Genomic DNA, 13,583 nt, shown 5'->3' on the forward strand with positions numbered 1-13,583 from the left:
GCCGCCGACCGGTTACCCTCGGGTCCCTCGACGCGCTGCTGTCCACGGGCGACTGGGAGGCGGACTTCGCCCGGGCCGAGGCGATGGACCGGCACATGGGTGCGGACCTGCACGTCGCGCACACGCTCGCGGCGCACCCTGCGCGGCCCGTGCGCGCGGCGGGTCGCCGCACGCTGCGGCACCGCCGACCGACGGCGCGCTCGTCGGCGGCGTGGCGCTCGTTCGCGGCCCGACGGCGCGCCGCCGCGTCCGCGAGCAGGTCCCGGAGCGTGTCCATCCCCTGCCCCGTGCGCGCGGAGACGGCGAGCACGCGCGCGTCCGCGAGGCCGTCCTGCGCCACGAGGCGCCGCAGGTCGGCGAGGCACGCCTCGGCGTCCTGCGGGGAGAGCCGGTCGACCTGGTTGAGCACGACCACGACGACGGCCGCGTGCTCGGCGAGCGGGCGCAGGTACCGCTCGTGCAGGGCCGCGTCCGCGTACTTCTGCGGGTCCACGACCCACACCAGCAGGTCCGCGCGCTCGACGAGGCGCTCGGCGCGCACGCGGTGCTCCGCAACGACGGAGTCGTGGTCGGGCAGGTCGAGCAGGACGAGGCCGTCGGTGAGCTCCCCGGCGTGTCGTCCCGCCGCCCGCAGCAGGCTGCGCAGCGCGCCCGGCCGCGCGTCGTCGTCGGTGTCCCCGGACACGAGCGGGGTGCTCATCTCGTGGCGACGGTGCACCTCGAGCCAGTCGAGCAGGGGCCCGGCCGGCCCGGCCCCGCCCGCCCCCCAGACGGCGGCGAGCGCGTGCGAGGTGGTCGGACGCTGCACGCCGACCGTCGCGAGGTCGGCCCCGGCGAGGGCGTTGAGCACCGACGACTTGCCGGAGCCCGTCGCCCCCGCGAGCGCCGCGACCGTGTGCTCCGCGGAGAGGCCGGCCCGCTCCCGCGCGCGCCGCACGACCGCGTGCGCTCCCGAGCAGGGCGGCGTCGAGACGGCCGTCGCCCGCGAGGACGGCGGACTCGAGCGCGGCGGTGCGGTCGGCCAGGTCGATGCTCATCCGCGCACCCCCGCCCGATGAGGCGTCGCCAGAAGCCGGGCGTCGCCCCCGTACCGGCACGGTCGTCGTCCGGCGCCCCGGTCGCCGCGGCGGTCCTCGCCGTGGTGGTCGCGCCGCGCAGCGGGCGTGCCGCGTGCCGGGCGACGGTCTCCCCCGACGCACGGGCCGGGCGGCCCGCTCGGCGCGCGACGCGGCCTCCACGGCGCGGGCGGCGTCCCGCACCCCCTGCGCCGCCGTCCCGGCACCGCCGGTGCCCAGCGCGTCGAGCTGTGCGGTGTACCGCCTCGCCTCCGCGTCGAGCACGTCGCCCACCCGCTCGGCGAGCCGGTCGCGGGCCGTGCGTGTGAGCCGCCGCACCGCGTCGTCGCCGAAGACGGCCTCCAGGAGCTTCTGCGCCACGAGCGCGGTCCCCCCGGCGATGCCGATCTCGGCACCGGTGATGCCCCCGGTGGAGGCGAACACGACGACCATGAGGCTCACGCCGAGGCCGTTGACGCCGAACGACAGCGCGCGGGCGGCACCCCGCTTCCCCGCGCCCTGCTCCCGGACGAGGTCGAGCACGTCGCCCTGCCACGCGCGGATCTGCGCGGCCACGTCGGACCGCGCGCCGGGCGAGGACCGTGCGAGCTCGAGGCCGCCGAGCAGCGCGTGCCCGGCGGGGTCGGCCTGCCACGTGGCGTGCGCCCGCTCGGCGCCGTCCTCCGCCGCGTCGACGACCACCCCCTCCAGGCCGTGCGCGATCGCCTGCTCGACCTGCGGTGCCTGCGCGGGCCGGCCGCGGAAGAACGCCGCGACGGCGTCGCGCACGCGCCCCACCCCCTGCTCGACGGAGCGGAAGAGGTCGCTCGTGCCGACGAAGTCCTGCCACCGGGACAGCACCTCGCCGCGCAGCAGCACGCCGTCGCTCGTCGCGGCGTCGACCCGGGCCGCCGCGTCGGCGTACGCGCGTCCGACCGCGTCGCGGAGCCGCGCGTCGGTGGCGCCCTGGGCGTCGGCGGCACCGGCGACGACCACCGCGCGCCGCACGAGGTCGTCGACCACGCCGTCGCGCGTCGCGAGGGCCACGCGGTCGCGCTCGTGGCCGTCGGCACCGAGCGCGGTCAACCACGCCGAGAGCTCCGCGACGGCGTCCTCCGGGAGGAACCCCTCGACGAGGTCGCGCTCCGGGACGGTGAACAGCGGCGCCGCGCCGAGACCGTTCTCGGCCATCATGCGCCGCAGGTCGTCCGCGACCGCCTCGGCGCCGGGGTCGACGCGGTCGAGGACGATCGCCACCTGGGCGCGTCGCTCGGCCGCGCCGTGCAGCAGGTCCCACGGGACGGCGTCGGCGTACCGGGCGGCGGTCGTGACGAACAGCCACAGGTCGGCCGCGCCGAGGAGCTGGGCGGCGAGCTCGCGGTTCGCCGTCTCCACGGAGTCGACGTCGGGTGCGTCGACGAGCGCGAGGCCCTGCGGCAGGGCGTCGCTCGCGACGAGGCGCAGCGAGCGCGCCGGGTCGAGGGCGACCGGCCTCGCGCCGCCCGACGCACGGTGCGCGCTCACGCGGGCGAGGCCGGGCAGCACGCGGTCGGTCGAGAACCACCGCTCGTCGAGCGGGTGGTGCACGAGGACGGGCGCGCGCGTGGTGGGCCGCAGCACGCCGGGCGCCGACACGTGCTCGCCGAGCACGGAGTTGACGAGCGTCGACTTGCCCGCGCCGGTCGACCCGCCGACGACGACGAGCAGCGGCGCGGAGTGCGAGCGCAGCCGCGGCAGCAGGTAGTCGTCGAGCTGGTCGACGGCGAGCGCGAGGTCGTGCCGCGCCGTCCCGACGCCCGGCACCTCGAGCGGCAGCCTGAGCGCGGCGAGCCGCCCGCGCAGGAGCTCGAGCGCCTCGACCAGTCCCGCGGTGCCGCGGTCGGCAACCGCAGGCTCGGCGGCGTCGTCGCGCGTCGGGAGGGGCTCCGCCATCCGGTCAGTCTGCCGCAACACCCCAGGCCACGCGCGCACGACGGGGCGCCCTGTCCCGGCACGGGGGCCATCACGTCGCGAGGCGCGCCGACGACGAGCCCGGCGGGAACGACGGCGCGCGCGGTCGTGGCGGGTCTGGCGGGAGCACCGCGAGGGACGAGCGGTGCGGATGGAAGACCGCGCGCGCCGTCGTGGACGCGGGCGGACGCGTCCCACGCCGCCCGGCGTCGACGTGGATCAGTCGCGCGTGAGCTTGCGGTACGTCACGCGGTGCGGACGTGCCGCGTCGGCGCCGAGGCGCTCGACCTTGTTCTCCTCGTACGAGGCGAAGTTGCCCTCGAACCAGTACCAGCTCGCCGGGTTCTCCTCCGTGCCCTCGTAGGCGAGGATGTGCGTCGCGACGCGGTCGAGGAACCAGCGGTCGTGCGAGACCACGACGGCGCAGCCCGGGAACTCGAGCAGCGCGTTCTCGAGCGAGCCGAGGGTCTCGACGTCGAGGTCGTTGGTCGGCTCGTCGAGCAGCAGCAGGTTGCCGCCCTGCTTGAGCGTGAGCGCGAGGTTGAGACGGTTGCGCTCCCCGCCGGACAGGACGCCCGCGGCTTCTGCTGGTCGGGGCCCTTGAAGCCGAACGACGCGACGTACGCGCGCGAGGGGATCTCGACGTTGCCGACCTTGATGAAGTCGAGGCCGTCGGAGACGACCTCCCACAGCGTCTTCTTCGGGTCGATGCCGCCGCGCGACTGGTCGACGTAGGAGATCGACACCGTCTCGCCGACCTTGAGGTCGCCGCCGTCGAGCGGCTCCAGCCCGACGATCGTCTTGAACAGCGTCGTCTTGCCGACGCCGTTCGGGCCGATGACGCCGACGATGCCGTTGCGCGGCAGCGTGAAGCTCAGACCGTCGATGAGCTGGCGGTCGCCGAAGCCCTTCTGCAGGTTCGACGCCTCGAGGACCACGTTCCCCAGGCGCGGGCCCGGCGGGATCTGGATCTCCTCGAAGTCGAGCTTGCGCGTGCGCTCGGCCTCGGCCGCCATCTCCTCGTAGCGGGCGAGGCGCGCCTTGGACTTCGTCTGGCGCCCCTTGGCGTTCTGCCGCACCCACTCGAGCTCGTCCTTGAGACGCTTGGCGAGCTTCGCGTCCTTCTTGCCCTGGACCTGGAGGCGCTCCTGCTTCTTCTCCAGGTACGTCGAGTAGTTGCCCTCGTACGGGTAGAGGCGACCGCGGTCGACCTCGCAGATCCACTCGGCGACGTGGTCGAGGAAGTAGCGGTCGTGGGTGACCGCGAGGATCGCGCCCGGGTAGGTCGCGAGGTGCTGCTCGAGCCAGAGCACGGACTCGGCGTCGAGGTGGTTGGTCGGCTCGTCGAGGAGCAGCAGGTCCGGCTTCTCGAGCAGGAGCTTGCACAGCGCGACGCGACGACGCTCACCCCCGGAGAGCACGGACACGTCGGCGTCCGGCGGCGGACAGCGCAGCGCGTCCATCGCCTGCTCGAGCTGGGAGTCGAGGTCCCACGCGTCGGCCGCGTCGATGGCCTCCTGCAGGGTGCCCATCTCGGCGAGGAGCGCGTCGAAGTCGGCGTCGGGCTCGGCCATGAGGGCGGAGATCTCGTCGAAGCGCTGCTTCTTGGCGAGGATGTCGCCGACCGCCTCCTGCACGTTGCCGAGGACGGTCTTCTCCTCGTTCAGCGGCGGCTCCTGCTGGAGGATGCCCACGCTGAAGCCCGGGGAGAGGCGCGCCTCGCCGTTGGACGGCGTGTCGAGACCGGCCATGATCTTGAGGATCGTGGACTTCCCGGCGCCGTTGGGGCCGACGACCCCGATCTTCGCGCCGGGGAGGAAGTTCAGGGAGACGTCGTCGAGGATGACCTTGTCGCCGTGCGCCTTGCGCGCCTTGTACATGGAGTAGATGAACTCAGCCACAGCCTGTTGTTCCACCGTTTCGGTCGCTCGCGGGTTGTCGACCCCTCAGCCTACGCGGTCGGGCCGCCGCACGGGTGGTCGTCGTCGTGGTCGGACGTGACGCCCGGCCGCGCGGGCGGGCACCCGGTGCGGCGGCCGCACGTCAGACCGTGGCGAGGCGCGCCTCCTGCGGGAGGTCGTCCGCGGCGCCGAGCGCGTCGTCGTCCGCCGCCGGCTCGCCGGCGTCGCGCGCGTCGTCGGGCAGCGCCCACGGGTCGTCGAGCGCGTCCGCACCGCCGGTCCCCGACGCACCGGGTGCGGTCTCCCCCACGCCGCCCTCGCCGGCCGACGTCCCCTCGTCGTCGGCAACCAGGCCGTCGGGCGCCGGCCGCCGGGCTCCTGGCCGTCGGTCCCCTCGTCGCCCGTGCGTGACCCCTCGTCCCGCCGGTGGACCGTGCGCGCGAAGCGTGACTCGCCGAGGGTGAGGTCGTGGCCGAGGGACGTCGCCTCCACGACGAGGCTGGAGCGCGGGCCCTCCGGGCCGGTCCACTCGTCGACGGACAGGCGGCCCGTGACCACCACCGGGTCGCCCTTGTGCAGCGACGTCGCGACGTTGCGGGCCACGTGCTTGAACGCCTTGACGGTGAACCAGAGCGTCCGTCCGTCCACCCACTGGCCCCGCTCGCGGTCGAGGTAGCGCCGCGTCTGCGCGATGCGGAAGCTCGTGAAGTCGGTCCCGGACGGGGACGTGAAGAGCGTGGGCGTCGTCGCGACGAAGCCCGAGAACGTGACGGTGACGTCACCGTGCATGGGTGCCTCCCGAGGTCGGTGCGCCGGGTCCCTCCCGGCACCGCCTCAGGGTGCGGTGCCGGGGGTGCCGCCGTCCGCCGTCGGGGCGCCGCCTGTGGACGGGCCCTCCAGCTCCGGGCCTGTGGGTAACCGCAGGGCGCCGCTCAGCGGGGCCGCCGGGCTCCGGTCGCGCGCCGACTGCGCCAGCTCGCGCACCTGCCGGTGCGCGTCGAGCAGCTCCTGCGTGGGCCGCCCCAACGCCTCCTGGACGACCCGCTCGATGGCGCCCCGCCCCGACGCGACGACCTGCTGCTCGCGCCGGCGCGCGAGCGTGCGGCGCACCTGCAGCACGGCGAGGAAGCAGCCGACGGCGACGAGCACGGCCGCGGCCGCGGCGACGGCGCACACCGCGAGCAGCGTCCGCGACAGGTCGAGCACGCCCAGCGAGCCGAGCACCGCCAGCACCCCCGCGACGACGCCGACCGCGAGCGCGCCCCACGCCACGCGGCGGGTCGGGCGCGCGGAGGCCGGGCCCCGCGTGTCGAGCGGGACCTTCGACAGCGCGGTGCGCGTCGCGTCCGTGATCGCCGGCGCCGGGGACACCGCGGCGTCCAGCGCGCGCCGCCACCCGGGGCGCAGGGCGCGCCCGGCACGCTCGAGCCAGCGCGAGCGCGAGAGCGCGACCGCGTCGGGCTGCGGCGGGGTGAACTCCGGGCGTCCGTAGCCGTTGCGGACGGCTGCGCCCACCTGCCCGGCGACGGCGGCCAGCCCGGTCGCGTCCGCGAGCGCGTCGACCTCGTCCTCCACCGCCGTGCTCATCGTCCACGGCACCTCGCCCGGGATCTGCTCGAGCAGGAGCGCCCCGGCCCGGTCGAGCTCGCCCGCGACGCGGCTCGCCGCGACGCTGCGCCGGGCGACCGCCTGCTCGAGGAGGTCGCGCAGCTCGTCCAGGCCCTCGCCCGTGCGCGCCGAGACCGTCGTGACGTACACGCCCGACAGGCCGTCCTCCCGCAGGAGGCGCCCCATGTCGTCGACCAGCGAGGCGCGCCGGCTCTCGGGCACGGTGTCGACCTGGTTGAGCGCCACGACCATCGATCCCTCGAGCCCGCCGGACTTGCGCAGGTATCCCGAGTGGAGGGCGTCGTCGGCGTACTTCTGCGGGTCGACGACCCACACGAGCAGGTCGACGAGGGGCAGGACGCGGTCGACGACCGCCCGGTGCGCCGGCTCGATCGAGTCGTGGTCGGGCAGGTCGAGCAGGACGAGACCGCCGAGCCCGGTCTCGTCGTCGCCGTCGAGCTCCCCGTCGCGGGTGATGCGCCGCTCGGGGTCCACCTCCAGCCAGTCGAGCAGCGCGGTCGCGGAGCCGCTCCACGAGCACGCCGTGACGCGCGCCGTCGTCGGCCGTCTGACGCCGACGTCGGCGAAGTCGAGCGCGTGACACGGTTGAACAGGCTCGACTTGCCCGAGCCGGTGCCGCCGGCGAGCGCGACGACGGTGTGGTCGACGCCGAGCGCGAGGCGCTCGCGCACCCCGGCGACCGCGTCGCGCACCTGGGCCGCGACGTCGGGGTCGAGCCGGTCGCCCGCGAGGTCCACCGCGCGGGCGAGGTCGTCCGTCCGGGCGCGCAGCTGGGCGTCGTGGGACGTCACATGAGCCTCCTCAGCTCGGCGAGTCGTAGGCGCAGGCCCGCGGCGGCGTCCGCGGCTAGCGCGGGCACGTCGAGCGCCGCGAGCACCGGTCCCACCTCCCGGTCGACCATGTGGACGGCGCGGTCGGCGAGGTCGCCGGCCAGGTCCTCGAGGAGGTCGTCGGCGGCCCCGGGGAGCACGGTCCGCACGAGGCGCGCCGCGTCGTCGTCACCGGCGGACCCGGCGAGCAGGAGCGCCGCGAGACCGTTCTCGCCGAACGCCTTGACCGCGGCCCGGGACGCCTCGGGAGCCTCCGGGGCGCCCAGGCCGGCGACGACCCGCGCCGCGCGTTCCGCCCACGCGTCCGCCTGCTCGGCCGCGGCGTCCTCGCGGGGCCCGGCGGCGAGCTCGTCGTCGGGCAGCACGTCCTCCGCGCCGGGCAGCGGTCCCGCGCCGTCGAGCGCGGCGCGGACCGCCGCGGCCGCCCGGACGCCGTCGGCCACGAGCGTGCGCCGCACGACGGCGAGCGCCTCCTCGCGCAGCGGGACGAGGGCGGCGTCGCGGGCCCGGCCCCGACGACGCGTCGAGCGGACGACGCCGCGACGCACCGTCACCTTGTCGACCCGCTCGGTGCCGATCACCTGCGCCCAGCGCGCCTCGAGCGCACCGCGCGCGGCGTCGCCCCGCTGCACCGTCTCCCGCACGAGCTCGCGCACCGCCGGCAGCGCGTCCGTCGCCGCCGCGCGCAGGCGCTCGGCCGCCTCGACCTGCTGCTCGACGGCGTCGGCGACGCCGGTCACCCAGTCGGGCAGCGCGGCGAGCGAGCCCTTGAGGGTGCGCACGATCACCGCGCGGGAGCGATCGGGGCCGGCGAGCATCGTCAGCCAGCGCGCGACGGGCGCGACGACCTCACGGTCCAGCAGCCCTTCGTGCGGACCGACGTCGGGCACGACGAACAGCGGCACGCCCTCCATGCCGTGGTCGCGCAGGCGCTGGAGCAGGTCGCCGCGGATCGTCGTCAGCGTCTCGCGCGGGACGCGGTTGAGGACCATCGCGACGCTGGCGCCGCGCTCCATCGCCCGCCCGAGCGCCTTCCAGGGCAGCGCGTCCCCGTAGCGGGACGCGGTGGTGACGAACAGCCACAGGTCCGCCGCCTCGAGCAGCAGGCCGGCGGTCTCGCGGTTCTCGGACAGCAGCGAGTCCAGGTCGGGCGCGTCGAGCAGCGCCGTCCCGCGCGGGACGCCGTCGTGCTGCAGGACGCGGGACATGCGCGTCGCCGGCCCCTCGACCACGACGTCCGCGTCGAGCGGGTTGAACGCGAGGACGGGCTCGCGCGTCGTCGGGCGCAGCACGCCCGCCTGCGAGACCTCCTCGCCGAGGAGGGAGTTGTACAGCGTCGACTTCCCGGCGCCCGTCGACCCGGCCACGACCACGACCGCCGGGGAGGACAGCTCCTTCAGCCGCGGCAGCAGGTGCTCCTCCAGCTGGGTGAGCAGGCGGTCGCGTGACGCCGCGGCCTCGTCACGCCCCGCGACGGCGAGCGGCAGCTCCACGTCGGCGACGTCGCGACGCAGGTCGCGCGCGACGTCGAAGACGGTGACGCCCAGCTCGTCGCCCGGCGCGCCCGTGCGGCGCCCGGCACGGTGTCAGGACCGGTGGCGCGCGCGCCCGAGGCGACGTCTGGGGTTCTCACGGGTTCATAGTGACGGCTGGGACCGACGCCGCAAAACGTACGCGCCGACCGTCGCCCGCCGCGATCGACCGCGCCGACGCCGGCACGCGTCGTGGCTGGTCGGACCGCTCGGGACTCCCCGGCCGCGGCCGCCGCCCACTACGATGGCTGCGCGCCTCGATAGCTCAATGGATAGAGCAACGGCCTTCTAATCCGTAGGTTGCAGGTTCGAGTCCTGCTCGGGGCACCAGCCGGCGCGGTCGGCGCCTCGCCGCGGGGGCAGGGGCGAGGGCGCCCGACGGCGGCGGGGCGCGAGGCTCCTCGACCACCGTCGCGCTCGACCGTCGGAGCGGAGCTGGACGAGCGTCCAGCACGCGCCAGGGTGAAACTCGCCGGGACCGTGGTGTCATGGCCGAGGAACCGTGAGGCTCCCGTGCAGACTCCGCGCATGCACTTGCAGTGGAGCGCGATCGACGGCGGCTACGAGGCGAGCGCCACCGAGGGGACGTATCGGGTGGTGCCGCGCGGCGACGAGTGGTGCCTCGAGCGGCCCGGGCCGCGGACCACCCGCATCGGCGGGTTCTCGACGCACGCCGAGGCGATGGCGTGGGGCTCGGACCTGCACGCGGCCCGCCAGGGCGCTCCGGTGCGGACGGCCGAGCCCGGCTGGCCCACGGTCGCCGACGTCGCGCGCGAGCTCGGCGTCGCCACGTCCGTCCTGCGCTCGTGGCTCGCGGTGCACGAGCCGGGCAGCCCCAGCGGTCCGCGCCGCCGGCTCGACCCGACCACCCGCGAGCGCCTGCGCACCTACTACGCGACGGTCCCCGTCGCGTCCTGACCCCCCCGGACGGCGGCCCGCCGTCACCGGGAGACCGCGAGCGCGGCAGCCCGCCGGACGACGTCGTCCGGCGGGCTTCGTCGTCCCGGGCGCGACGCCGCGGACGGGGACGTCGCCGCGCGGCGGGACGGGGGCCTCTCACCCGTCGTGAGCAGGGAAAGGGTAAAGATCGGGGCAGCCGCCGTAGATATACTCGCCGGACCGGCCGCACGACCCACCGACGGCGACCCGACGGCACGCACGAGCGAAGGATCGAGATGACCGAGGCAGCACCGCTCCAACCCCCCGCCGAGACGCTCTCCCTGACGGCCCCCGAGCCGGTCAGGCCGGTCGCCACCACGCAGGCGCCCTCGATGGCGCCGCGCGTGGACGAGGCCGCGGTCCCGGGTCTCGAGGCCAAGGTCGGCTCGTACCTGGACCAGCTGCTCGCGACGGACACCCGCAGCCCCGAGTTCGCCGCGAAGGCGGACGACGTGCGCCGGATGGGCGACGCCGACATCCGCGCGGCCGCCGACGTGTCCAACCGCATGCTCGAGATGCCGGTCAAGGAGCTGCGGGAGGGCGGGGTCTCCGACAGCTCCAAGGTGAGCAGGTCGCTGCTCGAGCTGCGCCGCACGGTCGAGGAGCTCGACCCGAGCGAGGCGTCGTTCGGCAAGAAGCTGCTCGGCTTCATCCCGTTCGGCGGCAAGGTGCAGGACTACTTCCGCCGCTACGAGAGCTCGCAGTCCCAGCTCAACGCCATCGTGCAGTCGCTCTACAACGGGCAGGACGAGCTGCGCAAGGACAACGCCGCGCTCAACCTGGAGAAGCAGAACCTCTGGGACACCATGGCGCGCCTCAACCAGTACATCTTCATCGCCGAGCGCCTGGACACCGAGCTGTCGACGAGGATCGCCGCGCTCGAGACCACCGACCCCGAGCGCGCGCAGGCCCTGCGCGAGGACGTGCTGTTCTACGTGCGCCAGAAGCACCAGGACCTGCTGACCCAGCTCGCGGTGTCCATCCAGGGCTACCTCGCGATGGACATCATCATGAAGAACAACCTCGAGCTCATCAAGGGCGTCGACCGCGCCACGACCACCACGGTCTCCGCGCTGCGCACCGCCGTCATCGTCGCGCAGGCGCTCGCGAACCAGAAGCTCGTGCTGGACCAGATCACGGCGCTCAACACGACCACCTCGAGCATGATCGCCTCGACGTCGAAGATGCTCGCGGACCAGTCGGCGACCATCCAGTCGCAGGCGGCGAGCGCAAGCGTCGGGCTGCCCCAGCTCCAGCAGGCGTTCGCCAACATCTACGCGACGCTGGACTCGATCTCCACCTTCAAGACGCAGGCGCTGGACTCGATGTCCCAGACGATCGGCGTGCTCGAGACCGAGACCGCGAAGGCGAACGAGTACCTGGACCGCGCGCGCCGGTCCGACGTGTCCCAGGCCGCGGGCGACGGCGCGCTCGACCTCGGCCGCCTCTGAGCCGGGACGGACCGCAGATGGGCTGGTTCTCCGACGTGGTCGCCCGCCTCGGCGGGCGCTCGCGCCGCCGGGGCCCGACGTCGCGCTCCCCGCTCCGCCGACGAGCGCGGACATCCTCGCGTCCGTGGAGCGCGTGGAGCAGCAGATCGAGGGGCGGGTGCCGCCCGCGGTGACCGCGCGCGTGCACCGCATCACGGGCACGGTCGAGGAGATGGTGCCGCGCCTCGACCGCCTCGGAGGCGGGTCGCAGCAGGCGCACACCGTCGTGGCGACCGCGACGAGCTACCTGCCCGAGGCCGTGGGCGCCTACCTGCGCCTGCCCCGGGACTTCGCCGACCGGCGCGTGGTCGCGCACGGCAAGACGTCGCTCATGCTGCTGTGCGACCAGCTCGACCTGCTGGGCGTGACGCTCGACAAGATCTCGGACGCCGTCTCGCGCGCCGACGCCGCGGCGCTCGTCGCGCACGGCCAGTTCCTGGCCGACAAGTTCCGCGACTCCTCGATCTCGCTCTCCCCGGACGCCGGCTTGGGCACCCCGCAGCCCACGGACCGGACCGGACGGCTGGAGGCACCGTGACGACGCCGGACCTGGCTCGCGCGCTCGACGCCCTGGCGGCGGTCGCGCGCGGTGCCGGCGTCGCGCAGGACGCGGCGCGGGACGAGGGCGCCCGGCTCGCGGCGGCCGTCGCCGAGTCGTCCCCGGGGGCGCCGGCCGCGTGGCTGCGCGCGCTCGGGCACGACCCCGCCGCCACGGGAGCGTTCTTCACCGCCGCGTCGAGCGCGCGTCGGTGGCGCACGTCGCCCAGCGACGTCCTCGCGGGGCTCGTCGCCGCACGCTCGACGCACGCCGGCGCGTACGGCGGCGCCCTGGCCGACGTCGCCGCGGCAGCCGCACGTCTCGGCTCGCCGGGTCCCCACGTCGCCGGGAGCGCGGCAGCCGCGGCCGCGGTCCAACGCTCGGCCGCCTCGGGGAGCGCCCCGGGCCGTCCCGCCACCCCGGCACGGCGGGCCGCGCCGCCGTCGCCGTCACCGCCGCCGTCGACCGCCGGGCCCCTCACCGCACGCCCCGCGACCGGCAGCTCCTTCGACCTCGACGCGCTCGCCCCGCTGGGCGTCCCCCGCACAGCCGCACCGGACGTGCCGTCCGTGGACACGATCCTCGACGCCCTCTCCGCCCGACGCCCGGGCGGGCCGGGGGCGGCGGGCGGCCCGTCGCCGTCGGGCACCGTACCCGCCCCGAGCCCGACGACCGGGCCCGTCGGCGCGACGGAGGGGTCCGCGCCCGCGGACGGCGACACGCCCGCGGACGGCGACGTCGCGGAGCCGCCCCGCCCGCTCGAGGAGCTGCTCGCCGAGCTCGACGCCCTGACCGGGCTCGGCCGCGTCAAGGCCGAGATCCGCCGGCAGACCGAGCTGCTGCGCGTCGAGAGGCTGCGCACCGAGGCCGGCCTCACCCGGCCGACGCTCACGCGTCACCTCTGTTCCTCGGCAACCCCGGGACGGGCAAGACCACGGTGGCGCGGCTCGTCGCGGGGATCTACCGCGCGCTCGGGCTCCTCGAGAAGGGCCACCTCGTCGAGGTGGACCGGTCCGAGCTCGTCGCGGGCTACCTCGGGCAGACGGCGGTGAAGACGTCCGAGGTCGTGGCGACGGCCCTCGGCGGCGTCCTGTTCGTCGACGAGGCGTACGGCCTCGCGGAGGACCAGTACGGCGCCGAGGCGATCACGACGCTCGTCAAGGACATGGAGGACCACCGCGACGAGCTCGTCGTCGTCGTCGCCGGGTACCCGGGTCCGATGGGCGAGTTCCTCGCCACCAACCCGGGGCTCGAGTCGCGCTTCTCCACGACGATCACGTTCGAGGACTACACGGACGGCGAGCTGCGCGACATCTTCGCGGGCATGGCGCGGCGCGCCGACTTCGAGGCCACGCCGCAGGCGCTGTCCTCGTTCGAGCGGCTCGCCGCCGCGCAGCCGCGCACCGAGGGGTTCGGCAACGCGCGCTGGGCGCGCAACGTGCTCGACGCGGCGGTCGCGCGCCACGCGTGGCGCCTTCGCGACACGGCCGAGCCGACGGTGGACGAACTGCGCCTGCTCCTGCCGGCCGACCTGGTCGACGGCGAGGACGCGCCCGCGCTGCTCGCGACGCTCGACCCGCCCACGCCCGACCCGCCCGGTCCCGCCGAGCCACCGGCAGCGCCGCCCACCGTCGAGGAGAACGCATGACGACCACCCCGGTCCGCCCGGCGGACCGCCCGCGCCGGTGTGTGATCGCCCGCACCGGGCGCGCGTCCGCC

Annotated in this window: 8 protein-coding genes, 1 tRNA gene and 3 pseudogenes; 6 read left to right on the forward strand and 6 right to left on the reverse strand. The window is 75.8% G+C overall.

Annotated features, from left to right (window positions below):
* Nucleotides 1–132: 132 nt before the first annotated feature.
* From BJF88_RS14340 to BJF88_RS14365, 6 genes and pseudogenes are all read right to left on the reverse strand, one after another.
* Nucleotides 133–1,037 (reverse strand): annotated as a pseudogene (locus BJF88_RS14340) (GTPase); the annotation flags it as partial.
* 1,383 nt (nt 1,038–2,420) lie between these two features.
* Nucleotides 2,421–2,987, reverse strand: a pseudogene (locus BJF88_RS23810) (dynamin family protein); the annotation flags it as partial.
* Nucleotides 2,988–3,224: 237 nt separating this feature from the next.
* A pseudogene (gene ettA, locus BJF88_RS14350) lies at nt 3,225–4,906 on the reverse strand (energy-dependent translational throttle protein EttA).
* A 45-nt stretch (nt 4,907–4,951) separates the two neighbouring features.
* The gene (locus BJF88_RS14355; RefSeq protein ID WP_075829310.1) at nt 4,952–5,695 is read right to left on the reverse strand and encodes a single-stranded DNA-binding protein; all 744 of its coding nucleotides are present in this window, start codon (nt 5,693–5,695) and stop codon (nt 4,952–4,954) included.
* Nucleotides 5,696–5,740: 45 nt separating this feature from the next.
* The gene (locus BJF88_RS14360; protein ID WP_255372048.1) at nt 5,741–7,009 is read right to left on the reverse strand and encodes an ABC transporter; all 1,269 of its coding nucleotides are present in this window, start codon (nt 7,007–7,009) and stop codon (nt 5,741–5,743) included.
* 313 nt (nt 7,010–7,322) lie between these two features.
* On the reverse strand, nt 7,323–8,858 hold the full coding sequence (locus tag BJF88_RS14365; RefSeq protein WP_255372049.1) for a GTPase domain-containing protein: 1,536 nt from the start codon (nt 8,856–8,858) through the stop codon (nt 7,323–7,325).
* 293 nt (nt 8,859–9,151) lie between these two features.
* Here BJF88_RS14365 and BJF88_RS14370 point away from each other — a divergent pair.
* The 6 genes from BJF88_RS14370 to BJF88_RS22380 all read left to right on the forward strand — a co-directional run bounded on the left by BJF88_RS14370 (nt 9,152) and on the right by BJF88_RS22380 (nt 13,512).
* Nucleotides 9,152–9,227: transfer RNA gene (locus BJF88_RS14370), tRNA-Arg, on the forward strand.
* 198 nt (nt 9,228–9,425) lie between these two features.
* Nucleotides 9,426–9,815, forward strand: coding sequence for a hypothetical protein (locus tag BJF88_RS14375; protein WP_075829311.1), 390 nt, complete (start codon nt 9,426–9,428; stop codon nt 9,813–9,815).
* Nucleotides 9,816–10,072: 257 nt separating this feature from the next.
* Nucleotides 10,073–11,287, forward strand: coding sequence for a toxic anion resistance protein (locus BJF88_RS14380; protein ID WP_075829312.1), 1,215 nt, complete (start codon nt 10,073–10,075; stop codon nt 11,285–11,287).
* A gap of 133 nt (nt 11,288–11,420) precedes the next feature.
* Complete coding sequence (locus BJF88_RS14385) at nt 11,421–11,864, forward strand: hypothetical protein (protein WP_255372050.1); 444 nt, start codon at nt 11,421–11,423, stop codon at nt 11,862–11,864.
* A complete protein-coding gene (locus BJF88_RS22375; RefSeq protein WP_255372051.1) occupies nt 11,861–12,916 on the forward strand; it encodes a hypothetical protein in 1,056 nt (351 codons plus the stop codon). The genes BJF88_RS14385 and BJF88_RS22375 overlap by 4 nt, the downstream gene beginning before the upstream one ends.
* Nucleotides 12,802–13,512 (forward strand): AAA family ATPase, encoded by a 711-nt coding sequence (locus BJF88_RS22380; RefSeq protein WP_255372052.1) that lies wholly within the window; start codon nt 12,802–12,804, stop codon nt 13,510–13,512. Before BJF88_RS22375 ends, BJF88_RS22380 begins: the two co-directional genes overlap by 115 nt.
* Nucleotides 13,513–13,583 lie beyond the last annotated feature (71 nt).

The sequence above is a fragment of the Cellulosimicrobium sp. CUA-896 genome (genome assembly GCF_001942335.1).
Lineage (GTDB): Bacteria > Actinomycetota > Actinomycetes > Actinomycetales > Cellulomonadaceae > Cellulosimicrobium.

Coding starts and splice junctions, on each gene's coding strand:
- BJF88_RS14355 (WP_075829310.1), bottom strand. CDS start 5,695: ATGCACGGTGACGTCACCGTCACGTTCTCGGGCTTCGTCGCGACGACG.
- BJF88_RS14380 (WP_075829312.1), top strand. CDS start 10,073: ATGACCGAGGCAGCACCGCTCCAACCCCCCGCCGAGACGCTCTCCCTG.
- BJF88_RS14375 (WP_075829311.1), top strand. CDS start 9,426: ATGCACTTGCAGTGGAGCGCGATCGACGGCGGCTACGAGGCGAGCGCC.